The organism is Phreatobacter sp. AB_2022a (assembly GCF_026847585.1).
Classification (GTDB): Bacteria; Pseudomonadota; Alphaproteobacteria; order Rhizobiales; family Phreatobacteraceae; genus Phreatobacter.
Genome location: NZ_JAPSET010000055.1, coordinates 1 through 23,972, shown reverse-complemented (window position 1 = coordinate 23,972; position 23,972 = coordinate 1). Strand labels below are relative to the sequence as shown.

General features: G+C 68.6%; 26 protein-coding genes. 20 read left to right on the top strand and 6 right to left on the bottom strand.

Going from position 1 to position 23,972, the window contains the following annotated elements:
* The first annotated feature begins 6 nt into the window (after positions 1–6).
* The 4 genes from OZ671_RS27540 to OZ671_RS27525 all read left to right on the top strand — a co-directional run bounded on the left by OZ671_RS27540 (position 7) and on the right by OZ671_RS27525 (position 4,250).
* A complete protein-coding gene (locus tag OZ671_RS27540; RefSeq protein ID WP_268863681.1) occupies positions 7–915 on the top strand; it encodes a fumarylacetoacetate hydrolase family protein in 909 nt (302 codons plus the stop codon).
* Entirely contained in the window at positions 912–1,652 is a 741-nt protein-coding gene (locus tag OZ671_RS27535) for an SDR family NAD(P)-dependent oxidoreductase (protein ID WP_268863680.1), read from the top strand. Before OZ671_RS27540 ends, OZ671_RS27535 begins: the two co-directional genes overlap by 4 nt.
* Positions 1,653–1,728: 76 nt before the next feature.
* Positions 1,729–3,282 (top strand): FAD-dependent monooxygenase, encoded by a 1,554-nt coding sequence (locus OZ671_RS27530; RefSeq protein ID WP_268863679.1) that lies wholly within the window; start codon positions 1,729–1,731, stop codon positions 3,280–3,282.
* Positions 3,282–4,250 (top strand): amidohydrolase family protein, encoded by a 969-nt coding sequence (locus OZ671_RS27525; protein WP_268863678.1) that lies wholly within the window; start codon positions 3,282–3,284, stop codon positions 4,248–4,250. Before OZ671_RS27530 ends, OZ671_RS27525 begins: the two co-directional genes overlap by 1 nt.
* Before the next feature lie 130 nt (positions 4,251–4,380).
* On the opposite strand, the gene OZ671_RS27520 is transcribed toward OZ671_RS27525, so the two are convergent.
* A complete protein-coding gene (locus OZ671_RS27520; RefSeq protein ID WP_268863677.1) occupies positions 4,381–5,292 on the bottom strand; it encodes an ABC transporter substrate-binding protein in 912 nt (303 codons plus the stop codon).
* On the opposite strand from OZ671_RS27520, the gene OZ671_RS27515 reads away from it, so the two are divergent.
* The 3 genes from OZ671_RS27515 to OZ671_RS27505 are packed head-to-tail and all read left to right on the top strand — an operon-like array spanning position 5,291 to position 7,074.
* Positions 5,291–5,518 carry a hypothetical protein gene (locus OZ671_RS27515; RefSeq protein ID WP_268863676.1) on the top strand — a complete coding sequence of 76 codons (228 nt, stop codon included), beginning with the start codon at positions 5,291–5,293 and terminating at the stop codon, positions 5,516–5,518. The two genes, OZ671_RS27520 and OZ671_RS27515, sit on opposite strands and share 2 nt — an antisense overlap.
* Positions 5,519–5,538: 20 nt before the next feature.
* Complete coding sequence (locus OZ671_RS27510; protein WP_268863675.1) at positions 5,539–6,303, top strand: ABC transporter ATP-binding protein; 765 nt, start codon at positions 5,539–5,541, stop codon at positions 6,301–6,303.
* A 3-nt stretch (positions 6,304–6,306) separates the two neighbouring features.
* The gene (locus tag OZ671_RS27505) at positions 6,307–7,074 is read left to right on the top strand and encodes an ABC transporter permease (protein ID WP_268863674.1); all 768 of its coding nucleotides are present in this window, start codon (positions 6,307–6,309) and stop codon (positions 7,072–7,074) included.
* 52 nt (positions 7,075–7,126) lie between these two features.
* On the opposite strand, the gene OZ671_RS27500 is transcribed toward OZ671_RS27505, so the two are convergent.
* Positions 7,127–7,753 carry a glutathione S-transferase family protein gene (locus OZ671_RS27500; protein ID WP_268863673.1) on the bottom strand — a complete coding sequence of 209 codons (627 nt, stop codon included), beginning with the start codon at positions 7,751–7,753 and terminating at the stop codon, positions 7,127–7,129.
* A gap of 183 nt (positions 7,754–7,936) precedes the next feature.
* On the opposite strand from OZ671_RS27500, the gene OZ671_RS27495 reads away from it, so the two are divergent.
* From OZ671_RS27495 to OZ671_RS27475, 5 genes are read left to right on the top strand one after another with little or no spacing between them, the layout of a single operon-like run.
* Complete coding sequence (locus OZ671_RS27495; RefSeq protein ID WP_268863672.1) at positions 7,937–8,953, top strand: Bug family tripartite tricarboxylate transporter substrate binding protein; 1,017 nt, start codon at positions 7,937–7,939, stop codon at positions 8,951–8,953.
* Positions 8,950–9,366: a GNAT family N-acetyltransferase gene (locus tag OZ671_RS27490; protein WP_268863671.1), complete on the top strand. Its 417-nt coding sequence runs from the start codon at positions 8,950–8,952 to the stop codon at positions 9,364–9,366. Before OZ671_RS27495 ends, OZ671_RS27490 begins: the two co-directional genes overlap by 4 nt.
* A gap of 35 nt (positions 9,367–9,401) precedes the next feature.
* The gene (locus tag OZ671_RS27485; protein ID WP_268863670.1) at positions 9,402–10,199 is read left to right on the top strand and encodes a substrate-binding domain-containing protein; all 798 of its coding nucleotides are present in this window, start codon (positions 9,402–9,404) and stop codon (positions 10,197–10,199) included.
* Between the two features lie 35 nt (positions 10,200–10,234).
* The gene (gene aat / locus OZ671_RS27480) at positions 10,235–10,915 is read left to right on the top strand and encodes a leucyl/phenylalanyl-tRNA--protein transferase (protein WP_268863669.1); all 681 of its coding nucleotides are present in this window, start codon (positions 10,235–10,237) and stop codon (positions 10,913–10,915) included.
* Positions 10,912–11,388, top strand: a complete 477-nt coding sequence (locus OZ671_RS27475) for a GNAT family N-acetyltransferase (RefSeq protein WP_268863668.1) — start codon at positions 10,912–10,914, stop codon at positions 11,386–11,388. Before aat ends, OZ671_RS27475 begins: the two co-directional genes overlap by 4 nt.
* Before the next feature lie 36 nt (positions 11,389–11,424).
* Here the strand turns inward: OZ671_RS27475 and OZ671_RS27470 are convergent, their stop codons facing one another.
* Positions 11,425–12,843 (bottom strand): M20 family metallopeptidase, encoded by a 1,419-nt coding sequence (locus OZ671_RS27470; RefSeq protein WP_268863667.1) that lies wholly within the window; start codon positions 12,841–12,843, stop codon positions 11,425–11,427.
* Between the two features lie 159 nt (positions 12,844–13,002).
* Here OZ671_RS27470 and OZ671_RS27465 point away from each other — a divergent pair, with 159 nt between their 5' ends.
* The 5 genes from OZ671_RS27465 (at position 13,003) to OZ671_RS27445 (ending at position 17,358) form a co-directional block, all read left to right on the top strand.
* Complete coding sequence (locus OZ671_RS27465; protein WP_268863666.1) at positions 13,003–13,674, top strand: GntR family transcriptional regulator; 672 nt, start codon at positions 13,003–13,005, stop codon at positions 13,672–13,674.
* A 149-nt stretch (positions 13,675–13,823) separates the two neighbouring features.
* Entirely contained in the window at positions 13,824–14,732 is a 909-nt protein-coding gene (locus OZ671_RS27460; RefSeq protein WP_268863665.1) for a dihydrodipicolinate synthase family protein, read from the top strand.
* 123 nt (positions 14,733–14,855) lie between these two features.
* Entirely contained in the window at positions 14,856–16,184 is a 1,329-nt protein-coding gene (locus tag OZ671_RS27455) for an MFS transporter (RefSeq protein WP_268863664.1), read from the top strand.
* 111 nt (positions 16,185–16,295) lie between these two features.
* Complete coding sequence (locus OZ671_RS27450; RefSeq protein ID WP_268863663.1) at positions 16,296–17,042, top strand: AzlC family ABC transporter permease; 747 nt, start codon at positions 16,296–16,298, stop codon at positions 17,040–17,042.
* Positions 17,035–17,358, top strand: coding sequence for an AzlD family protein (locus tag OZ671_RS27445; RefSeq protein ID WP_268863662.1), 324 nt, complete (start codon positions 17,035–17,037; stop codon positions 17,356–17,358). The genes OZ671_RS27450 and OZ671_RS27445 overlap by 8 nt, the downstream gene beginning before the upstream one ends.
* 156 nt (positions 17,359–17,514) lie before the next feature.
* Here OZ671_RS27445 and hisG read toward each other — a convergent pair whose 3' ends face one another.
* From hisG to OZ671_RS27430, 3 genes are all read right to left on the bottom strand, one after another.
* Positions 17,515–18,495, bottom strand: coding sequence for an ATP phosphoribosyltransferase (gene hisG / locus OZ671_RS27440; protein WP_268863661.1), 981 nt, complete (start codon positions 18,493–18,495; stop codon positions 17,515–17,517).
* A complete protein-coding gene (locus OZ671_RS27435) occupies positions 18,495–19,658 on the bottom strand; it encodes an ATP phosphoribosyltransferase regulatory subunit (RefSeq protein WP_038304664.1) in 1,164 nt (387 codons plus the stop codon). Before OZ671_RS27435 ends, hisG begins: the two co-directional genes overlap by 1 nt.
* Before the next feature lie 102 nt (positions 19,659–19,760).
* Positions 19,761–20,672, bottom strand: coding sequence for a LysR family transcriptional regulator (locus OZ671_RS27430; protein WP_038304665.1), 912 nt, complete (start codon positions 20,670–20,672; stop codon positions 19,761–19,763).
* Positions 20,673–20,807: 135 nt separating this feature from the next.
* On the opposite strand from OZ671_RS27430, the gene OZ671_RS27425 reads away from it, so the two are divergent.
* From OZ671_RS27425 to OZ671_RS27415, 3 genes are all read left to right on the top strand, one after another.
* Positions 20,808–22,262 (top strand): FAD-linked oxidase C-terminal domain-containing protein, encoded by a 1,455-nt coding sequence (locus tag OZ671_RS27425; protein ID WP_268863660.1) that lies wholly within the window; start codon positions 20,808–20,810, stop codon positions 22,260–22,262.
* 28 nt (positions 22,263–22,290) lie between these two features.
* Complete coding sequence (locus tag OZ671_RS27420) at positions 22,291–23,466, top strand: FAD-binding protein (RefSeq protein ID WP_268863659.1); 1,176 nt, start codon at positions 22,291–22,293, stop codon at positions 23,464–23,466.
* Positions 23,467–23,471: 5 nt separating this feature from the next.
* Positions 23,472–23,972: 4Fe-4S dicluster domain-containing protein (locus OZ671_RS27415; RefSeq protein ID WP_268863658.1), on the top strand; the 501-nt coding region annotated here is incomplete at its 3' end.

The window sequence follows — 23,972 nt, the reverse complement described above, 5'->3', positions numbered from 1 at the left end:
ACGACCATGCGTCTTGCCACCGTCAATGTCTCGGGCACGCCGCGCGTCGGCGTGGTCGCGGACGAGCTGATCCGGCTGCTGCCAGCCGATGAGGGCGACATGGTCGCCCTCATCGGCCGCGGCCGATCCGAAATCGAACGGCTGGCGCAGGCCGCGCCGGTCCAAACCATGCCGCTTGCCGAAGCGACGCTCATGGCGCCGATCCAGCGGTTCCGTCGCGACGTGCTGTGCACGGGCTGGAACTACTGGGATCATTTCGAGGAGAGCCGCGGCAAGCGCGAGGGGCAGGACGTCGACAAGCCCTCGGCGCCGACCTTTTTCACCAAGGCCCCGAACACCGTGATCGGGCCCTACGACGATATCGGGCTCGATCCGCATATCTCGGCCAAGTGGGACTATGAGGCCGAAGTCGCCATCGTGATCGGCAAGCGCTGCCGCTCGGTCTCGAAAGCCCAGGCGCTGGACTGCGTCTTCGGCTATTGCCTGGCCAACGACGTCTCGCAGCGCGATCTGCAGCGCCGCCACGGCGGACAATGGCTCAAGGGCAAGAGCATCGACGGCACGATGCCGCTCGGCCCGTTCATCGTCACCGGCGACGAGCTGGACGTCCCCGAGATCACGCTGGAGCTGACCCTCAACGGGACGACCATGCAGAGCGCGAAGCTCAAGCAGATGGCGTTCCCGATCGCCGAGCTCGTCGCCGAACTGTCCTTCGGCATGACGCTCGAGGTCGGCGACGTCATCATCACCGGGACGCCTTCGGGCATCGGCAATGCGCGGGAGCCGGCGGTCTTCCTCAAGGCCGGTGACGAGATGGTGGTCTCGGCCACCGGCCTCGGCACGCTGCGCAACAGGATCGTCGCGGCCGACCTTCACGGCACCACCGACATTGCCTCGATGAGCACAGCCAAATGAGAGCAACGTTCGATGCCACGGGGGACGTGATCGTCATCACCGGCGGAGCCAACGGCATAGGCCGCGCCCTGGCGCTGGCGGCATCGAAGGCCGGCGCCCAGGTCGTGGTGTGCGACACGAACGACGATGCGATGGCCGCGCTCGCAGCGGAAGCGTCCGCCATCGCCACGCGCAAGCTCGATGTGGCGGATCGCGCGGCCGTCGCGGCGACCTTCGCCGAGATCGAAGCGCGCTACGGCGCGATCGACGGGCTGGTCTGCGGCGCGGCCATCCAGCCGCGCACGCCCATCCACGAGATGGCGCCCTCGGAATGGGAGAGCGTCATCGCGGTCAACCTGAACGGCGTCGTCTGGTGCTATCAGGCCGCCATCGGCGGCATGATCCGCCGGCGGCGCGGCTCGATCGTCGCCTTCTCGTCGGGCCTCGCCCTGCAGGGCTGGCCCAAGGCCTCGGCCTATGCGGCGACCAAGGCCGGCCTCATCGCCTTCCTGAAGAGCGCCGGCAAGGAAGTCGCCGAGCACCGCGTCAGGGTCAATGTGGTGTGGCCGGGCGTCATCGACACCCTGCAATATCGCGCCGCCAATCCGGGCCAGGAAAACGAAGGCTGGAAGAACACGCTCGGCGTCGGCTCGCCCGAGGACGTCGTCGGCCCGCTCATGTTTCTGCTCTCCGACGCAGCGACGATGAGCGCGTCGGTGCTCAGCCGCGACATGGCCTATTCCAGGGACGAAGCGTAGAGTCTTGTTTCGACGCGTTTTTTTCACGCGAACCGGCATGCCCTTCGCTCGAAAACGCTATTGCTAGAGAAGAGCCATGAAGCCTGTACTGGTTGTCGGAGCGGGGCCGGTCGGTCTGATGACCGCGCTGGCGCTGAAATTCCACGGCATCGCATTCCGCTCGTTCGAGGAGGACAACGCCTTCTCCTCCGACACCAAGGCCGGCACGATCCTGACCCGCACGATCGAGGCCTTCCGCCGCTATGGCGTCGACAGGGCGGTGCTCTCCAAGGCCCTGCGGCTCGACGAGATCGGCGAGATCGAACGCGCCACCAACCAGCGCCGCGCCTCGGTGATGACGGAGAACCTCATCGACGAGACGCGGTTTCCCTTCGTCCTCAACATTCCCCAGCATCACCTGGAGCCGATCCTGGCGCAGGGACTCGAGGACCTGCCGGACGGCTGGGTCAATCTCCGGCACAAGCTCCTGGACTTCAGGCAGGACGCGGACGGGATCGTCGCCCGCTTCGAGACGCCCGAGGGCATCAAGGAGATCGAAGGCTGCTATCTGCTGGCCTGCGACGGCGGCCGCTCGACGGTGCGAACCCAGCTCGGCATCGAGGTCGAGGGCGTCTCGCTCGACGTGCGCTACATGCTGGTCGACATCAAGGTCGACCTCGACAAGGCCAATCCGCGCGACTACCCCTATCTCGCCTATTTCGCCGATCCGGCCGAGTGGATGATCCTGGTCCGCCAGCCGCACTGCTGGCGGTTCCTGTTCCCGCTGGCGCCGGGCGCGGAAGAAGCCACGCGCGAACAGCTCGAAGCCAAGGTGCGGCACTTCGTCGGCGAGGTGACCGCGCTCGAAGTGCTCAATACCGTGATCTACCGCGTGCATCACCGCATCGCCTCGAAGTGGCGGAACGGCCGCGTCTTCCTGATGGGCGATGCCGCCCATCTCATCACGCCCATGTGGGCGCTCGGGCTCAATACCGGCGTGCTCGATGCGATCAACCTGCCCTGGCGCCTCGCCTGGGTGCTGCGCGGCTGGGCGAGCGACAGCCTGCTCGACGGCTACGAGCGCGAGCAGCGGCCGCTCGCCGCGCACGGCTCGGGCGAGATGGCGGAGGCCGCGCGCAAGGTCATGGGCGGCGAGACCGGCGAAGCCAAGGCCATGTCCGGCACGGACTGGGCCAATGCCATGACGCGCTCGCTGCTCGGCGTCAGGATCGACGCCGACGGCGCCGGGGACTGGTCCATCGTCAAGACCGCGCGCACCGCGCTGCGGGTCGGCGACCGGGTGGCCGACATGGCGCTGTTCGACGGCGCGGGCGGACGGACCTACCTGCACGACCTGTGCGATCGCGGTTTCGCGGCGCTCTACTTCACCGACGTGCGGCGGCGCCCGGAGATTCCGGCCGACACGCTGCCAGGCCTGAAGAGCTATGTGGTGTCCCGCTGGGACGCACCGCTCGATTCCGGGCTGCGCGATCGGGCGCTGCTCGACATCGGCAGCAAGGTGCAGGACAAGCTCGGGCTCGGCGACGACGTGGTCGTTCTGCTGCGGCCGGACGACCACGTGGCGGCGATCCTGCCGATCGCGAGCGCCGACATCGAAGGCCTCTACCAGGCGATCATCGGGCGGACATGATGACCGAGACCATAGCGCTGGATGTCCATGCTCACCTGATCCCCGTCGCCGAGAAGCGCCTCGCGGCGATCGACGGCGTGAGCTGGGACGGCGAGGCCATGACCATCGACGGACACAAGGTGGGCATCAAGCCGATCTTCAAGCCTGAGGCGCTCAAGCACTGGATGGCCGAGAACAGGGTCGAGCACGCCTATGTCTCCGCGCCGCCGCCGCTCTACCGGCAGCACCTGCGCGGGCACGCGGCGCGCGCCTGGGCCGACTATGTCAATGACGGCCTCGATGCCATCGCGGCCGACTCGGGCGGCCTCATGAGCATGCTCGCGCACCTGCCGACCGAAGCTCCCGATGTCGCGACCGCGATCGTGCGCACCTACGCCGCCAGGGGCCACAGGCTCTTTGCCATGCCCGCCGGAACCGGGGACGAACGCACGCTCGGCATGCCGGAATTCGAGCCGCTCTGGGCGGCGCTCGATGCCGCCGGCGCATTCGTGTTCTTCCATCCGGGCGAATGCGCGGACGGCCGGCTCAAGTCGTTCTATCTCACCAACCTGCTGGGCAATCCCTACGAGAGCGCGGTGGCCCTGGGGCACCTGATCTTCGCCGGCGTGCTGGAGCGCCATCCCAACATCGTGCCGTGCTTTGCCCATGGCGGCGGGCTGCTGCCGATGGCGGCCGCGCGGTTCGAACGCGGCTTCGCCACGGCGCGGCCGGGGGTCGACACGTCGCGGGCGGCCCCTTCGAAAGTCATTCGGCGTATTCACGTCGACTGCATCTGCCACGGCGAGCCCGCGGCGATCCACGCCGAGGCGACGTTCGGCAGCGACCATGTCGTGTTCGGCTCGGACTGGCCCTTTCCCATGGGGCTCGTCGAGCCGCATGCCCAGCTCGCCGGCTACGAGCCGGCACGCCGGCAACGCTATTTCCAGACGAACCCCGCCGCGCTTCGGGCGAGGTTGGACGGCGAGTAGCGCGTGGCGAATAGGGAAGCGGGCGGCACGCGCAAGCTCAACTTGAGCTGGAGCGCCAGAGCCCTGTTCGCCATTCGCTACTCGCCATTCCCACAAAAAAGCCCCGGAGCCATGCACCGGGGCTTTTTTTCTACGGCCGGATCGGCTGCTCGGGCAGAAAGCCCGGAACATAGATATCCCCCGGCTGAAGCCGGCCGCCGGCGACCTCGACATTGTCGTTCATGAAGGCAAAGGTCGCCCGCATCTTCTCGGGCAGAATATGACCGAAGCCATTGGCCCTGACGTCGTTGTTGATCGCGATCCGCTCGAGGAGGTCGATCTCGCCGCGCGCGATGCCGGGGTCGAGCGAGGGAATGGCCTTGACCATGATCGCCGCTGCCTCGTCGCGATGGGCCATCGTGTATTGCCAGCCCCTCATGGCCGCGCGGACGAAGGCCCTGACCACCTGCGGGTTGGCCTCGAGGAACCTGCGGTTCACGCCGATCGAGTTGGAATAGATGTTGAGGCCGAGATCGGGCGCGAACAGGCACACCGGTTCGCGGTCCGGCGCGGCGCGGCGGATCGCCGGGCCGGACATCAGGAACTGGTCGACCCCGTCGATCCGGCCGGCCGCCAGCATCGGCACGCGCGCCGAGGCATCGACGTTGACGATCTGCAGCTTGGAGCCGTCAAGACCGTTCATCTTCATGATGGCGCGCCAGATCTGCGGCAGGAACGATGCCGAGCTCGAGCCGAACCTGAGGCCCTCGAGCTGGCGGGGCTGGGTCACATTGGCACCGGGATTGAGCGAATAGACGCAATAGGGCGCCTCCTGATAGGCAGCCGCGACGATGCGGATGTCGCCGCCGGCGCTGCCCGAGGCAACAAGGCTCGGCACGTCGATGAGGCCGATCGGGGCGAGATTGGTGACCACGCCGCGGATGGCGTCGGCAGTCCCCTTGGAGGGAATGATCTCGACCTCGAGACCTTCCTCGGCAAAAAAGCCCTTGTCGCGGGCGACATACCAGGGCGCATGCCGGCCCAGGCTGATGAAATCCAGCATGAAGCTGACTTTGACGTTCGCCGCGAGGGCCGGCGTCGAGGTCACCGCAGCCAAAACAGCAAGCACTTTCGCGAAATTGCGCAACATCAAGAACCCCTCTTTCTTCGTGCACGACATGCCCGACACGCCAGGCCCGCACCTTATTGACAGGCATCAACATCATAAGATATTTCAGAAGAAATTCAAGGCGCGCCCGCAAGAAACTGACGTTCGCCGAGCCGCATGAGACCCGCCGAAGGGGGAGCGATGGCCTTTGTTGAAATACTCAACGTTCGGAAGGTATTCGGCACGAAGGAGAACGACATCGTAGCGCTGGACGAAGCCAGCCTCTCCTTCGGAGAAGGCGAATTCGTCACCCTCCTCGGCCCCAGTGGCTGCGGCAAGACCACACTGCTGCGGATCGTCTCCGGCCTGCTCCGCCCGTCGTCGGGCACCATCCGGGTCGGCGGCCGGGACGTCACGGGGCCCTATTCGGACTACGGCTTCGTCTTCCAGCAGGCGAGCCTGATGCCCTGGCGGTCGGCGCGCGACAATGTGCTCTTTCCCATGGAGATCCTGGGCAAGAAGGACGCCGAGGCGCTGAAGCGCGCCGACGAGCTGCTCGAGCTTACCGGCCTCTCGAACTTCGCAAAGTCGCGTCCGCACGAACTGTCCGGCGGCATGCAGCAACGCGTCTCGCTGTGCCGCGCCCTGATCCACAGGCCGAAGCTCCTGCTCATGGACGAGCCGTTCGGCGCGCTGGACGAATTCACCCGGCTGGAGATGAACGACCTTCTGCTCAAGGTCAAAGAGGAGACCAAGGCCTCGGTCCTCTTCGTCACCCATTCCATTTCCGAAGCCATCTATCTCTCGGACAAGGTGGTGGTCTTCTCGCGCCGGCCGGCCAGGGTCCATCTCGAATTCGACCTGTCGCTGCCGGCGCCGCGCAACCAGGCGACACGGTTCACTCCCGAATTCACCGAGGCCGAACGACGGGCCAGCGAAGCGCTGGGAATCCTTGGAGCTCACTGACCCATGACCGATTCCATGTCGCGCATCGCCTACCCCGCCCTTGGCGTCCTGGTCATCCTCATCGCCTGGTCCGCGGCCTGCCATCTCCTGGAGGTGTCGCCGGCCGTCCTGCCGTCGCCGGAAAGCGTGTTCGCCGCCTTCGTCCAGTGGTTTCCCCTGCTTCTGCGCGAGGGATGGGTGACCTTGCAGGAGACGGTCCTCGGTTTCCTCCTGGCGCTCGCGGTGGGCATTCCGCTGGCGGTGGCGATCGCCAATTCGCGGCCGCTGAACCTGATGTTCTATCCGCTGCTGGTCGCCCTCCAGTCGGTGCCGAAGGTCGCGCTCGCGCCGATCATCATGGTCTGGCTCGGAACCGGGCTCGAATCGAAGCTCGCGATCGTCTGGCTCGTGGCGTTCTTTCCGATCATCATCGACACGGCGGCGGGGCTGCGCTCGACGCCGCGCGAGCTGATCGAGCTTGCCCGCAGCCTGAAGGCGACGCGCTGGCAGGTGTTCTACAAGGTGCAGTTTCCGGCAGCCCTGCCCTTCGTGCTGACCGGCGCCAAGGTCGCGATCACTCTCGCGGTCATCGGCGCGGTCATCGGCGAATTCATGGGCGCCTCCGAGGGGCTCGGCTATCTGCTGCTCAGCGCGACCTCGCAATTGAACACGCCGCTCGCCTTCGCCGCGCTCTTCGCCCTCTCCTTCCTCGGGCTCGGCGTCTATGCGGTGATCGAGCTGATCGAGGTCCTGCTGTCACCCTGGCTGCCGCCAAGGCCCGCAACCCACTGACGGCCTCCGGGATCGACGGGGAGGGCTCGGGTGATGCCCGGCCCTCGTGCCGTCAGCGCGGCGGCACGAAGGGCTGGCTGACCGCCCGGAAGGATGCGAGTGCCTCGCAGCGCGCGGCATGGGCCGCCAGCGCCGGCCAGCGGTCCTGCTTCATCAGATGCGGATGCGCCTCGCCGACGAACCGCATCACGCAGGCGACCGCGATATCGGCATGGCCGATCGCCTCGCCGAACCAGTAGGGTGTCGCGCGAACGGCACGCTTGGCCTCCAGGGCATCGAGGCCACCGGCGATCTGACCCTCGATGCGCCCGACCCAGCCTTCGACGATCTCTGTGTGCATGACGCGTTCGTAGAACAGGCTCACCGCCTTCTCGCCGAGACCGGTTGCCAGCGCCGAAACCTTGAGGGCATGGCGCCGCGCCGGGCCGCTTGCCGCGATCAGCGCCCGCTCCGGTCCGGCCCGCTCGTCGAGATGGTCGAGGATCGCGCCGCTTTCGATCAGCACCTCGCCGTCGTCGAGCACCAGGATCGGCACCCGCACCAGCGGGTTGTAGCGTGCCACCTCCGCGGCATTGCCGAAGACCGACCAGGGGCGATGCTCGAAGGTGAAACCGTAAACATCGAGCGCGATGGCGACACGCCGCACGAAAGGCGAATCATACTGGCCGATCAGGATCATGGTTTCGCTCCCGGCAAAATGGCCGGACGAAACCGGCGCGCCTCGTCCGTCACCCACAGGTCCGGCCCCGCGAAAACGCGGCCCGGCCGCGAAACCATGGCCGATCGCAGAACTCCGCGCTAGGGTTCGACGCTCCAGGGAACGGGCGCGCAGTCGCCCGGCGAGCGACGAGGGAGGATCAGCATGACGCGGGCAGACGGCATGGCGAGACGCGCGGCGCGCGGCGTCACGCGATCACGGTTCCTGGCCGGCCTCCTGGCCCTGGCCGGTCTCGGCTTCGCCAGCCTGCCGGCGGGCGCGCAGGCCTACCCCACGCGGCCGATCCGGGCCATCGTGCCCTTCGCCGCCGGCAGCGCCACGGACATCGTCGCCCGCGCCTTCGGCGATCGCATGAGCCAGGCGCTCGGCCAGCCGATCGTCATCGAGAACCGGCCGGGAGCCAACGGCCTGATCGGCGCCGATGCCGCGGCCAAGGCCCAGCCCGACGGCTACACGATCCTGATCGGCACCAATTCGACCAATGCCGCCGCCCCGGCCCTGTTCAACAACGTGCCGTTCGACATGTTCAAGGACTTCCAACCGGTGTCCTTCCTGTGCTCGGTGCCGCTGATCGTCGCCGTGTCGAACGCGGTGCCGGCGCGCACGCTCGGCGAGCTGATCCAATATGCCAGGACGCGCAACGACCTGACCTTCGCCTCGGCCTCCGCCTCGCAGCGCGTCTCCACCGAGATGCTGCTGGCCATGACCGGCATCAAGATGACGCACGTGCCCTATCGCCAGGGCCCGACCGCCATGCAGGATCTGATCGCCAACCGGGTGACGCTGTTCACCGCCGATCTCGGCGTCATGCTGCCCCAGGTGCGCGCCAGCACGGTGCGGGCGCTCGCCGTCACCTCGGCCGCCCGCTCGCCGCAGGTGCCCGACCTGCCGACCGTCGACGAGGCGACGGGGCTGAAGGGCTACGAGCTGATCGCCTGGTTCGCCATGTTCACGCCGGCCAACGTGCCGCCGGAAGTGGTGGCGAAACTCAATGACGCGGTGCGCGAGGCGGCGAAGTCGCCGGAGCTGCAGGCGGCCCTCACCGCGGCGCTCGGCATGCTGGTCGAACCCTCCTCGCCCGAGGAACTGGCGACGCGCGTGCGCGAGGAGGCCGCCAAATGGCTGCAGGCGGCCACCGTCGCCGGCATCGAAAAGCAGTGATCCGCACCGCCGGCCGCAGCGACCTGAAGCGCATTGGCGAGATCCGCGCGGCGGTTCGCGAGAACCGCCTCGCGCATCCGGAACGGATCGCCGCGGATGTCGCCTGGCTGATCGACGATGGCGGCTTCCTGGTCTTCGAGGTCGACGGCGCGGTCCAGGGATTTGCCGCGGCGGACCGGCGCAACGGCACGATCTTCGCGCTCTTCGTCGACCCGGGTTTCGAAGGGCGCGGCCTCGGCCGGGCGCTGCTGGCCGCGGCCTGCGCAAGACTTGCCGCGACAGGCTACGCCAAGGCCTCGCTGACCACCGGCCATGGCACCCGTGCGGAACGTTTCTACCGGCATGGCGGTTGGACGGCCACCGGCCTGACCGATGACGGCCAGATCATCTTCGAGAAGCGGATCGCCGCCTGACCGGACGCCGGCGCGGCCAAGACGGGAACGGGACCATGACCTTCGCCACGATTGCCGTCCGCAGCCTCGGCCTCCTGCTCGTCGGCCTGTCCCTGCTGACCGGCGCCGGAGCGGCCGAGATCAGGGTGATGAATTCCGGCGGCTTCACCGCCGCCTATCGCGAGCTGCTGCCCGCCTTCGAACGGGCGACCGGACACCGGGTGGTCACCGCCTGGGGCGCTTCCATGGGCAACGCGCCCGACGCCATCCCGGTGCGGCTTGCGCGCGGCGAACCGGCCGATGTCGTGATCCTGGCCGAAAGCGGCCTCGTCAACCTGATCAACCAGGGCAGGGTGGCCGCGCCGAGCCGGGTCGACCTCGCCCGCTCGAGCATCGGCATGGTGGTCCGGGCCGGCCAGCCGCGCCCCGACATTTCGACCGCCGAGGCCCTGAGGAAGACGCTCGTCGCGGCCCGCTCGATCGCCTATTCGGCGAGCGCCAGCGGCGTCTACATTTCCACCGAGCTCTACCAGCGCCTCGGCATCGCGGAGATTGCCGGACCGAAGAGCCAGCGCATCCTGAGCGAAAGGGTCGGCACGGTGGTCGCCCGCGGCGATGCCGAGATCGGCTTCCAGCAGATCAGCGAGCTGCTGCCGATCCAGGGCGTCGACTATGTCGGCCCGCTGCCGGCCGAGCTGCAGCGCGTGACGATCTTTTCGGCCGGCATCCTGACCGATGCGCGCGAGCCGGTGGCGGCCCAGGAGCTGATCCGCTTTCTCGCCTCGCCGGAGGCGGAAAACGCCGTGCGGCGGAGCGGCCTCGAGCCCATGGCCGCGGGCGGCCGGCAGCCGTAGCCGGCCCGGCCATTCCGCGTTAGGTTTCCGCTATCATGACCCGTCATAGCGACGACATCGCCAATGCCATCACGCCCGAAGTGCTGCTTCGGGCCTATGCCTGCGGCATCTTTCCGATGTCGGAGGGCGCCGACGATCCCGGGCTCTACTGGGTGGAGCCGGACCGGCGCGGCATCATTCCGCTCGACCGCCTCGACATATCGAGCCGGCTCGCCCGGACCGTCCGCTCGGGCCGCTTCGAGATCCGCCTCGACCACGATTTCGAGGCCGTGATCGATGGCTGCGCCGCCCCCGCCGAAGGACGCATGACGACCTGGATCAACGGTCGCATCCGATCGCTCTACGCGGCCCTGTTCCGCATGGGCCATTGCCACACGGTGGAAGCCTATCGCGACGGGCGCCTGGTCGGCGGGCTCTACGGCGTGAGCCTCGGCGCCGCCTTCTTCGGCGAAAGCATGTTCCACACCGACCGCGACGCGTCCAAGGTCGCATTGGTCCATCTCGTCGCCCAGCTCATCGCCGGCGGCTTCCGCCTGCTCGACACCCAGTTCGTCACCGAGCACCTGCGCTCGCTCGGCGCGATCGAGGTGCCGCGCCAACGCTACCAGAAGCTGCTCGACGCCGCCGTCGCGGTGGAGGCGAGCTGGCTGCCGGCGCCGCTCGCGCCGCAGGATGCGCTCGCCCTGGTCGAAGCCGCAAGGACCCGCGCATCGTGATCATCCGCCCCGCAACCGATGCCGACGGCGCAGCGCTCGCCGCGCTGATCGCCCGCATCTTCGCCGAATATCCCGGCTGCCGGTTCGTCGACGCGGAATTTCCCGAGCTGAAGGCACCTGCGAGCCATTATCGCGCGCAGGGCGGGCAGCTGTTCATCGCGGAGGATGCGGGCCGCCTCGTCGGCTCGCTCGCTGCGACCATGACCCGCTCGCCAGGCACCGCCGAGCTGTTCAAGGTCTATGTCGCCGCGGACCAGCGCGGCTCCGGCCTCGCCCAGCGCCTGTTCGCCGAGGGCGAAGCGCTGGTGCGCGGCGCCGGCGCCCGGACGATCGTGCTGTGGTCGGACACGCGCTTCGCGCGCGGCCATGCCTTCTACGAAAAGCTCGGCTTCGCCCGCCAGCCGGTGTCGCGCTATCTCGCCGATGCCAGCGCGACCTGGGAATTCTGCTTCCGCAAGGCTCTGGCGGGCTGAGCCGGGCAGCAACTGGCGCCGCCCGGCCAAGCCCGGTCAGCCGCGCGACATGTTGAGCGGCGGCATCACGTCGGCGGGAATCGGGCTGACATAGGGGGTCCGGCGCGTCCGCTCGGCAAGGTCGGCCTTGGCGGCGGCACGCAGGTCCGGGTCGGTGAGTACGGCCGCCCCGGCCGCGGCCATGGCCTTGGCGACGTGCACCATGGCCTTGTGGGCGGCCGGCGCCTTGCCCTGGGCCACGACCTGCCAGGTGTGGAACGGCGTGCCGATGGCCACCGTCGGCGCATGGGCCTGGACGGTCGGCACCACCCAGCTGACATCGCCGACATCGGTCGAGCCGATCATCGGATTGCGCGGTGCGTCGAGCGGCACGACGAAATCGGCGAGCGGAGCATCGGTCTCCGGCATGCCGATCGAACGGTAGACCGCGGCGATGTCCTGTTCCGACAGGGTTGCGCGGATCTTGCGCGCGAAGTCGCGGTCCTTGTCGTCGAAATGCGGCGGACCGAGCTCCTCGAGGATCCCATGCATGGCCTTTTCGAGCGGCGTGTTGCCGAGCACGTTGGACACCGCGCTGACGATGCTCATCTTGACCTCGGTCTCGGTCATCAGCGCCGCGCCCTTGGCCACCTTGTGGACCCGCTCGACCAGTTCCAGCATGCCCGGCAGGTCGCGGGCACGGATCGAGTAGCGCACGCGCGCGGTCGCCTGCACGACGTTCGGCGCAATGCCGCCGGTGTCGAGCACGGCATAGTGGATGCGCGCATCGCTCGGCATGTGCTCGCGCATGTAGTTGACGCCGACGCTCATCAGCTCGACCGCGTCAAGCGCGCTGCGACCGAGATGGGGCGAGGCGGCCGCATGCGAGGTGCGGCCGGTGAACAGGAAGTCGGCGCGGGTGTTGGCCAGCGACAACGGCGGCGTCACCTCCCAGAAGCTCGACGGGTGCCAGGAAATGGCGACATCGGCATCGGCGAAGGCGCCGGCGCGCACCATGAAGGCCTTGGCCGCTCCGCCCTCCTCGGCCGGGCAGCCGTAATAGCGCACGCGGCCGGGGATCTTGTTCTCGGCCAGCCAGTCCTTCATGGCCACCGCCGCCAGCATGGCGGCCGAGCCCAGCAGGTTGTGGCCGCAGCCGTGGCCGTGGCCGCCGGCCTCGATCGGCCGGTGCTCGGCGACGCCGGCCTCCTGGCTGAGGCCCGGCAGCGCATCGTATTCGCCGAGGAAGGCGATCACCGGCCCGCCTTCGCCGGCCTCGCCGATCACCGCGGTCGGAATGCCCGCGACATTCTCGGTGACGCGGAAGCCCTGATGCTTCAGCTCGGCGGTATGTTCCGCAACCGATCGGGTCTCGGTATAGCAGACCTCAGGCATGCCCCAGACCCGGTCGCTGAGCGCGATCAGCCGGTCCTTGGCAGCGTCGACGTGGCGCCACAACGCGTTACGATTGTCCATTGCGACCTCGCTTGATGGTGTTGTGCCATTGTCCCTAGCCGCTTCCGTGAAGTCCAGCGAGGCCGATCCACAGGCGACCGGGAAGGACCTGCGCGCGCCGCGCATGGCATGGCCCAGGCCCGGCGGCCGTCGCGCCTCATCGCATAGAAAGGCCTGCTCATGACACGCGCCACCGCCGCGAAGGAGGTCGTCCGGATCCTCCGGGACCGGATCCTGTCCGGCGAGATCGACGAGGGCACGGCCCTGCGCCAGGAGAAGATCGCGACCGAGCTCGGCGTCAGCCGCATCCCGGTGCGCGAGGCCCTGAAGCATCTCGAGGTCGAAGGTCTTGTCAAAATTGTATCCCATTCCGGCGCCGTCGTCGCCGAATTGTCACTGGATGAGATCCGGCAGACCTTCGAACTGCGCGCAGTCGTCGAGACCTGGCTCCTGGCCGCGGCTATCCCCTTCATGACGCAGCAGGATCTCGCCGAGGCCGAGGCCATCGTCACGGCCATGGACGAGGCCGGCATCGAGAGCTGGGGAGACATGAACTGGCGTTTTCATGAACGGCTCTATCGTCCGGCCAATCGCGATCATATCACCGCGATGATCCGGCGCATCCACGAGGGAACGGATCGCTATATCTACATGCACATGAAGGTAACGGACGGAAAAGAAAAAGCTCAATCCGATCATCGCCAGATCCTTTCTCTCTGCCGCGAGAAAGATCTTCACCGTGCCGTCGCCTTTCTTCAGGATCATATCCTCGATGTCGCAGACAAATTGATCGGCAGCGTCGAGGCCGCGCGAGAAACGGCCAAAAATCGCCGCCCACGACGGCGGCGCTGACGCCACCCCCTGCCCATAAATCGACGGAAACCGTCCGCCCATGCGCAAAAAAGCGCCTTGACCTCTGTTCGGACTCCGACAAAATTGGATCCAATTTGGCGTAGCCGCATCATGGTGATGCCCGCGCCAGAGCCTTCAAGGAGGATCCCATGGCCGCATGGTCCGGCGTATTCCCGGCGGTGACGACAAAGCTGAAACAAGACGGCGCGGTCGATATCGGAGCGACGCAGTCGAGCATCGACCGGCTGATCAAGAACGGCGTCTCGGGCGTCATCGTCCTGCCCATGCTGGGCGAAAACGCCTCGCTCAGCATTGCCGAGAAGGAAACGGTCGTCCGTGCCGCGAAGGAGGTGGTCGCCGGCCGCGTGCCGCTGCTGTCCGGCCTTGCCGAAATTTCCACCGAGGCCGCCGGCGAAGCGGCACGGCGCTACGAAAGCTTCGGCGCCGAGGGCCTGATGGCCTTCCCGAGCCTCGGCTACAAGACCGATCCGCGCGAGACGGCCGCCTGGTACAAGGCGCTCGCCGGCGCCTCGGGCCTGCCGATCATGATCTACAACAATCCGATCGCCTATGGGGTCGACGTGACGCCGGCGATCCTCGCCGAGCTCGCCGACACGCCCGGCATCGTGGCGATCAAGGAGGAGACCGGCGACATCCGCCGCGTCACCGATCTCTACAACGCCCATGGCGACCGCTTCCGGATCTTCTGCGGCGTCGACGACCTGATCCTGGAGAGCATGGCGCTCGGCGCCATCGGCTGGGTATCCGGCATGACCAATGCCTGGCCCAAGGAATGCGTCGAGATCTTCGACCTGGCGCGCGCCGGCCGCTTCGCCGATGCGCTCGGGCTCTACCGGCTGATGACCCCGGCCTTCCATCTCGATACCCACGTCAAGCTCGTCCAGTACATCAAGATGGCCGAGCACCTGGTCTATGGCGCGCCAGAGTGGACGCGCGCGCCGCGCCTGCCGCTCGTCGGCGCCGAGCGCGACCATGTCGTCGCGGTGATCAGAAAGACCATCGCCGACCTTGCCGCCCGCGAGCGGCGCGCCGCCTGAGCCTCCAACCCCCGGCGGGAGCCCGGCGCGCCATCGCGCGCCGCGGACCGCCCGCCGGCTCCATCCCGTCGCTCCGGAACCGGGACCGCGCGGGCAACAAGCTGACTTCTCGAGGGGAAATCCATGTCCGAACCCAACGCCACCATCCTGAGCGCCTCCGGCGCGGTCGGCCCCGCTGCCGCCGCGCCGACCATTGCCGGTGTCGAACGCCGGGTGCTGATCGCGAGCCTCACCGGCAGCGCCATCGAATGGTTCGACTATTTTCTCTACGGCACGGTGGCGGCGCTCGCCTTCAACCGGCTGTTCTTTCCGAACTTCGATCCGGTCGTCGGGTTGATGCTGTCCTATCTCTCGTTCTCGCTGACCTTCTTCATCCGGCCGTTCGGCGGCTTCCTGTTCTCCCATATCGGCGACAAGATCGGGCGCAAGCGCACGCTGGTCCTGACCCTGTCGCTGATGGGCGGCTCGACCGTGCTGATCGGCCTCCTGCCGAGCTATGAGAGCATCGGCATCTGGGCGCCGATCCTGCTGGTCACGCTGCGCGCCATCCAGGGCCTCGGCATTGCCGGCGAATGGGGCGGCGCGCTGCTGCTCGCCTATGAATATGCGCCCGAGAACCGCAAGGGCTTCTTCGGCTCGATCCCGCAAATGGGCATTCCGCTCGGCCTCGTCCTCGCGACCCTGTCGCTGTCGCTGATGAGCCTCCTGCCCGACGACCAGTTCCTCGCCTGGGGCTGGCGGGTGCCCTTCGTCGCCAGCGCCGCGCTCGTCTTCCTCGGCCTGTGGATCCGCAACGGCATCGACGAGACGCCGGAATTCGAGAAGGCCAAGCGCGCCGGCGACGTCGCCAAGGTGCCGCTGTTCGACACGCTGCGCTATCATTGGCGCGAGGTGCTGATCGCCACCGGCGCCAAGGTGGTGGAGACCGCGCCGTTCTACGTCTTCACCACCTTCGTGGTCAGCTACGCGACCACGACGCTGAAGATCGAACGGTTCACCATCCTGAACTCGATCACGGTCGCGACCATCATCACCACCCTGATGATCCCGGTCATGGGCCGCCTCTCCGACCGGTTCGGCCGGCCGCAGGTCTTCCTCACCGGCACGGTGCTGATGGCCCTCTTCGCCTTCCCCTATTTCATGCTGCTCGACCTCAGGCACTACTGGGCCGTCGCGCTCGCCACCATCGTCGCGGTAGGCCTGATCTGGGCGCCGATCAACGCCACGCTCGGCACGCTCATGTCGGAAATCTTCGCCACCCGGGTGCGCTATACCGGCATCACGCTCGGCTCGCAGATCGGCGCGGCGATCGCCGGCGGCACCGCGCCGCTGATCGCCACCTGGCTGCTCGTCACCTTCAACGGCAACTGGTCGGCGGTGGCGCTCTACATCATCGGCTGCGCGCTGGTCTCGCTCGTCGCCGTGCTGAGCATCCGCCGCCTCGCTCCATGAGGCCGACGCCGGGCGGGGGCGCGCTCCGCCCGAGCTTGTCGGAAAATGCGCCCCGCCCTTGCGCCGGCGCGCCTTTACGGCGCCGGCGCGGCACGGCATGGGAGCGGAGCGATGCCGACGCCCTCTCCCGACCCGCTCCCCGTGCCGATCGCCCAGGCCCCCGCCGGCTTCAGCCTTGCCGGCATGGCCGAGGGCGTCAGGCTGTCCATGCCGATGGTGCCGGGCCTGCTGATGGGCGCGGGCGCGGTGGGCGCCGCCGCCGCCGAGAAGGGGCTGACGCTCGGCGAAGCGGCAGGCCTCAGCGCCTTCGTCTATGCCGGCGCCTCGCAGCTCCTCGCCCTGCAGCTCTGGCCCGAGGCCTGGACACCGTCGGCGCTGCTGGCGCTCGCCGCGGTCGTCTTCGCCGTCAATCTGCGCCTCGTCCTGATGGGCGCGGCGCTGCAGCGCTACCTCTCGGCCGGCCTGCCGCGCGGCGCACCCTATCTGGCACTCGCCAGCCTGACCGACGCCAATTTCCTGATCGGCTCGCGCTACAGCGCGGGAGGCGGCGGCGATACCGGCGTGTTCGTCGGCGCCGGCCTGTTCATGTGGTCGATCTGGATCGCCGCGACCATCCCAGGCCATATGCTCGGCTACATGATGACCGACCCGAAACGGTTCGGGCTCGATCTCATCACGCCGCTGCTGTTCACCGTCATGGCGGTCGGCCTGTTCAAGGCGAAGCGCGACCGGATGGTCTGGCCGATCGCCGCCGGCGTGGCGGTCGCGACCGCCGAGCTCGTCTCGGGCTACTGGTTCATCATCGCCGGCGCGCTTGCCGGCTCGATCGCCGCCGGACTGTTCCGCCATCATGATTGAGGCGATCGGCACAGGCTGGATCGGCCCGGCGACCGCGATCGCCGCCATGGCCGTCGTGACCTATGGGGTCCGCGTCCTCGGCTACTGGATCATGGGACGGGTGCCGCTCACCCCGTTCATGCAGGCCGCGCTCGGCGCGCTGCCGGGCGCGATCGTGATTGCCACCATCGTGCCGCTGGTGGTGCGCGGCGGGCCGAGCGCCTTCATCGGCATGGCCGCCGCGGCCGGCACCATGATGCTGGTCCGGCGCGACATTGCCGGGCTCGCGGCCGGGCTTGCCGGCGTCATCCTGATCCGCGTGCTCGGCGTTGCGTAGGAGATGGCGAATGGCGAAGAGAGTGCACGTCCGCGTGCCATCGTGAACCCCTCAAACGCGATTGTTGGCGCATCCGCTCGACCGCGGCAACTTCAAGGGCATCGGCCGCCTCGGAACGCTCCACGCGCTCTTCGCCACTCGCCATTCGCCGCCCGACTACCCCAGCGCGGCCGTGAGCTTGTCGTAGAGCGGGTTCTCGGCGGCGAAGACATAGTCGAGCTCGCTGACCGCAACGCTTGCCGCGCCCCTGTCGCGCAGGAAACGCGACAGGCCGAACAGGGCCGATGGCGGGCAATGCAGCGTCAGCATGCCCGACGAGGTCGGGCCGCCGAACGGGGCGACCGCGCCGAAGCGGGCCTTGGCCTCCTCGACCAGCCGCGCGTCGGCGGCCTCGAAGCGGGTGCGCACCTCGCGCACCGTGCGGGCGCGGGCCTGGCTGGCGATCCGATCGAGCATGTCGCGGGCGCTCGCCAGCGCTTCCGCGCTCCAGGCCGCGGTGCAGGAGGCGACGAGATGTGCCTCCGATTTCAGGATCACGCCGTCGTCGAGCACCTTCAGCGCATTGGCGGCGAGCGTCGCGCCGGTGGTGGTGATGTCGACGATCAGTTCGGCCGCGCCTGCGGCCGGCGCGCCTTCGGTCGCCCCCGCCGATTCGACGACGCGGTAGTCGGCAATGCCGTGCCGGTCGAAAAAGGCGCGCGTGAGGTTGAGATATTTGGTCGCGACCCGCATGCGCGCGCGGTGCTTGGAGCGGAACTGGCTCGCGACATCGTCGAGATCGGCCATGGTGCGCACGTCGATCCAGGCCTGGGGCACCGCCACCACCACGTCGGCCCGCGAGAAGCCGAGGGCCGACAGCGAGATCAGCTTGGCCTCCGGCTCGGCCGTCGCCTCGTGCATGAGGTCGAGACCGGTGAGGCCGAGATGGACCGAGCCGGCCACCAGCTCGCGGGCGATTTCGGAGGCGGAGAGGAAGGCGACCTCGACATGGTCGAGCCCCGGAATGGTGCCGCGATAGTCGCGCGCGCCGCGGCCCTGGACCGGCTTCAGGCCAGAGCGCTCTAGGAATCCCTGGGCGCTTTCCAGGATCCGGCCCTTGGAGGGAATCGCGAAGACGAGTGGCGAGGACTGGCTCATCATGGGCCTCCAGGAGCGATCCGGCCGGCCGCGGCTTTGGCTGCCAGCCGCTCGACCCAGAAGGCGCAGCCGACAGCCGGCACCGTCAGGTCGAGGCCGAGCCGTGCCGTCATCATTTCGGTCAGCCGGTCGTAGCGGCCGCCGCCGACCAGCGGCTTGTCGACCTCGCCCGTGCCGTCGTGGATCTCGAAGACGAGGCCGGTGTAATAATCGACGTCGCGCCCAAAACGGGTCGAGAAGCGCACCGTGCCGAGATCGACGCCGCGCGCCGCGATCAGCGTGTTGCGGCGGGCGAGCGCGTCGAGCGCGGCCGAAAGATCGAGCCCGGCCCGTGCCGCGATGGCGCGCAATTGCTGCTCGGCCGAGACCGGATCGCCCTCGACGCCGAGCACCTCCTGCACCACGGCCACCTTGTCGGGCCAGAGCCCGCCCGAGCCGAGCGCCGCCTGCTCCAGGAACCGCTCGGCGATATCGGCCGCCGACCGGCCGCCGACGGTGGCGATGCCGGCGATCGACAGAAGGTCGGTGACGAGGGCATGCGCCGCCTTCGGATCGGCCCCGTCGAGGGCGGCGGTGAGGCCGGCATGGACCGGCGCGTGGGTCGAGGGGTCGGCGAGGCGCTTCAGGTCGTCCGCCAGCATGTCGTTGCGGCGGAAATCCTTGACGAGGCGGCGGCGCCAGGCCGGCGACAGGTTGAGCGCCTTGAGCAGCGCCAGGAAGATGCCGACATCGCCCATGGCGATTTCGAGCGGGCCGTCGCAATAGAGCCGCGCGCCCTGGAGGCCGAGCGCCACCACCTCGGCCTCTGCTGCCTCGCGGTCGGTGCGCCCGATCAGCTCGATGCCGGCCTGCAGGAACTCGCCGGCCAGCCCCGGCCGATGCCGGAACACCGGGCCGAGATAGGAATAGGCCGCGGCTTCGCCCGCCGCCGGCCCCTCCAGATGAGCCTGCACCACGGGAATGGTGTAGTCGGGCCGCAGGCACATTTCGGTGCCGTCGGCATCGCTGGTGAGGAACAGCCGGCGCGCCAGGGCTTCGCCGACGAGATCGCGCACCAGGTCGGCGGCGATCATGATCGGCGGCTCGGCGCGCGCAAAGCCGGCCTCGGCGAGCAGGGCGGCGAGGCGAAGGTCGAGGGCGGGATCGGCGGCGCGCTCGGTCATGACCAATCCGGGTTACGCTGAAGAACTGTGCTTGTGTCGCAGGCGCGCCTCGAACGGTTCGGAACCGCCGAGACAGGCCTGCCGGCGGTTGCTGTAGCCGGGTCAGGCCGGAAGGTCGAGCCCTTCATCCCAATAGGGCACCGGTCCATAGAGCCCGGCGAGCCAGTCGATGAACACCCTGACCTTCTGCGGCAGGAACCGGCGGGTCGGGTAGACCGCATGGACGCCGACGCGCCGCGAGGCGCGCCATTCGGGCAGCACCACCTTGAGCCGCCCGTCCTTCAGTTCCGGCCCGACATCCCAGGTCGAGCGCAGCGCAATGCCGATCCCTGCCAGCGTCGCCTCGCGGATCACCTCGGAGGAATTGGTCTTCAGCGGGCCGTGCAGGCGCACGACCTGGCTGCCGTCGGGGCCCTCGAGCCGCCAGGTGTCGCTGTTGTGCGAAAGCAGCGCATGGCCGGCGAGCGCGCCGATCGAGGTCGGCGCGCCGCGTTCGGCCAGATAGGACGGCGCGGCCACCAGCAGGCGGTGGTTGGGCGCGAGGCGCCGGGCGACGAAGGAGGAATCGTCGAGCTCGCCGATCCGGATGGCGAGATCGTAGCCCTCGCCGACAATGTCGACGAAACTGTCCGACAGCTCCAGATGCACGACGAGATCGGGATTGGCCTCGAGGAACGAGCGCAGATGCGGGGCAATATGCAGCCGGCCGAAAGAGGTCGGCGCGGAGACCCGCAGCGTGCCGCGCGCCAGGGACGACCGGCGGGTGACGAAGGCCTCGGCCTCGTCGATCGATGCGAGGATCGCCACGACCCGCTCGTAATAGCCCTGCCCCGCCTCGGTCAGCGACAGCTGGCGCGTCGTGCGCTGCAGGAGACGGGTGCCGAGCCGGTCCTCCAGGCGCTTGATGCGCTTGGAGATCACCGCCGGCGACAGGCCCATCTCCCGCGCGGCAGCCGACATGCCGCCGGACGTCACGACACGGGCAAACACTTCGAGATCGGCAAGAGGGGTCACAGAAGCGGGTCCATCTTTTCCGTGGGGGAAATAATCTTTGCGCGTCCGATCGCGTTTCGCCAGCCCCGAAGGCCTGTATATTGGAGCCGATCAAAGGTGCGCCTCGGCTTCAGTGGCATCTTTGGGGAGGACATGATGAGCATCGCCTTTCCCACCCCGCGTCCGGAGGTTCTCGCCAAGCGCGACACGGTGATCGCGCGGCTGAAACAGATCGTCCCGGGCGAGGGCGTGATCACCGAGGAGGAGGAGCGGCGCGCCTTCGAGACCGACGCGCTGACCGCCTATCGCAAGGTTCCGATGGTGGTGGTACTGCCCGAGACCACCGAGCAGGTCGCCGAGATCCTCGCCTTCTGCCACCAGGAAGGCGTGCCGGTGGTGGCGCGCGGCGCCGGCACATCGCTGGCCGGCGGCGCCATTCCGCAGGAGGACGCGGTGGTGCTGGGCGTCGCCAAGATGAACCGGGTCCTCGACACCAATTTCGCCGACCGCACCATGCGGGTGCAGGCCGGCATCACCAATCTCGCCATATCGGGCGAGGTGGCTCATGCCGGCTTCTTCTACGCGCCCGACCCGTCGAGCCAGCTCGCCTGCACCATCGCCGGCAATGTCGCGATGAATTCCGGCGGCGCGCACTGCCTGAAATACGGCGTTACCGCCAACAACATTCTCGGCCTGCGTCTGGTGACGGTGGAAGGCGAGATCGTCGATATCGGCGGCGAGGCGCTCGATTCCGCCGGCTACGACCTGATCGGTCTGATCGTCGGCTCGGAGGGCCAGCTCGGCGTGGTCACCGAGGTCACGGTCAGGATCCTGCGCGCGGCCGAAGGCGCGCGCCCGGTGCTGTTCGGCTTCTCCGAGATCGCCGCGGCCGGCCGCACGGTCGCAGACATTATCGGGGCCGGCATCATCCCGGTCGCCATCGAATATATGGACCGGCAGGCGATCGGCATTTGCGAGGCCTTCGCCAAGGCCGGCTACCCGCTCGATGTCGAGGCCATGCTGATCATCGAGGTCGAGGGCTCGGACGAGGAGATGGACGCGATGCTCGCCCGCATCGTCGCCATCGCCCGCAACCACGGCGTCACGACGATCAAGGAATCGACCTCCGCCATGGAGGCCGCGGCGATCTGGAAGGGACGCAAGTCGGCCTTCGGCGCGACCGGCCGCGTCGCCGACTATATCTGCATGGACGGCACCATTCCGACCGGCCGGCTGCCCGACGTGCTCGAGGGCATCGACCGGATCGTCAAGGGCTATGGGCTGCGCGTCGCCAACGTCTTCCATGCCGGCGACGGCAATCTGCATCCGCTCGTCATGTTCAACGTCAACGACCCCGACGAGCAGATCAAGGCCGAGCGGGCGGGCGAGGACATCCTGAGGCTGTGCGTCGAGGTCGGCGGCTGCCTGACCGGCGAGCACGGCGTCGGCATCGAGAAGCGCGACCTGATGCGCGACCAGTTCAACGACACCGACCTCCTGCAGCAGACCCGCATCAAGTCGGCCTTCGACCCCGGCTGGATCCTCAATCCGGCCAAGGTCTTCCCGCTCGACGCGCCCCGCGATCCCCTGCCGGCGCCGCGCGCCGCCTGATGTCCCCCATGGCCGACCGTTCCGACAGATGACCGCGCATCACCCGACCAGCGTCACCGAACTTGCCGCCATCGTCGCCGAGGCCCATGCGCGGCGGAGCCCGCTGGCCGTCGCCGGCGGCGGCACGCGCGCGGGTCTCGGCCGGCCGGTCCAGGCCGCCGCCAGCGTCTCGACCGCCGGCCTGACCGGCATCACGCTCTACGAGCCGGCCGAGCTCGTCATCGCCGCGCGCGCCGGCACGCCGCTGCGCGAGGTGACCGAGACGCTCGCCGCGCGCAACCAGCGCCTGCCCTTCGAGCCGATGGACCATCGCGGCCTCTATGGCACGACCGGCGAGCCGACGGTCGGCGGCATCGCCGCCGGCAATGTTTCCGGCCCGGCCCGGATCAATCTCGGCGCGGCACGCGACTCGATGATCGGGCTCAAATTCGTCAATGGCCGCGGCGAGGACATCAAGTCCGGCGGCCGGGTGATGAAAAACGTCACCGGCCTCGACCTCGTCAAGACACTGGCCGGCTCCTACGGAACGCTCGGCATCTTCCACGAGGTCTGCTTCAAGGTCCTGCCGCGAGCCGAAACCGAGGCGACGCTGCAGCTCACCGGCCTTGGCGACACCGAGGCGATCGAGGCCCTCTCCGCCGCGCTCGGCTCGCCGTTCGAGCCGACCGGCGCGGCGCATCTGCCGGCGCAGGGCGGCGAGCCGGCGCGCACGCTGATCCGGATCGAGGGCTTCGCCGCCTCGACCCACTATCGCAGCGGGGCGCTGGCCAGGCTGCTCGCCCGCTTCGGCCCGCTCGACCGTCTCGCCGAGGCGGAGGCCGCAACGCTCTGGCCGGCGATCCGCGACCTCGGCCTGCTCGGCGGGGCGGAAGCCATGATCTGGCGCCTGTCCGTGCCGCCCTCCAAGGCGGCCGCGCTCGGCGGGCGGCTGAAGGCCGACGGCGCGCGGCTGATCTACGACTGGGGCGGCGGACTGATCTCGGCCGCACTGGGCACCGACCCCGCCGCGCCCCCCCGCATCCATGCGCTCGCCCGGGCGGCCGGCGGCCACGCGACACTGATCCGCGCGGACGAAGCGATCCGGCGCAGCGTCGACGTGTTCGCACCGCCCGCGCCGGGCCTGATGGCGATGCAGAAGAAGCTGAAGAGCAGCCTCGACCCGGCTGGCATTCTCAATCCCGGACGCATGTATCCAGGCGTGTGAACCCCATGCAGACCAATTTTACGCCTGAACAGCTCGCCGATCCGCAGCTCGCAAGCTCGGAGAAGATCCTCAGGACCTGCGTCCATTGCGGCTTCTGCACGGCCACCTGCCCGACGTACCAATTGCTTGGCGACGAACTCGATTCGCCGCGCGGCCGCATCTACCTGATGAAGGAGATGTTCGAGACCGGCCGGCCGGCGACGCCTGAGGTGGTCAAGCATATCGACCGCTGCCTGTCCTGCCTCTCCTGCATGACCACCTGCCCGTCGGGCGTGCACTACATGCACCTCGTCGACCATGCCCGCGCGCATATCGAAAGGACCTATGCGCGGCCCTGGCACGACCGCCTGGTCCGCGCGGTGCTTGCCCGCGTCCTGCCCTATCCGAACCGCTTCCGCCTCGCGCTCGCCGGCGCCTTCCTCGCCAACAAGGCGCTCAGGCTCGGCGCCGTGCTGCGCTGGAAGGGCCGCGCCTCGGTGGCGGTGGCCCGCCGCGCCGCCGGCCCG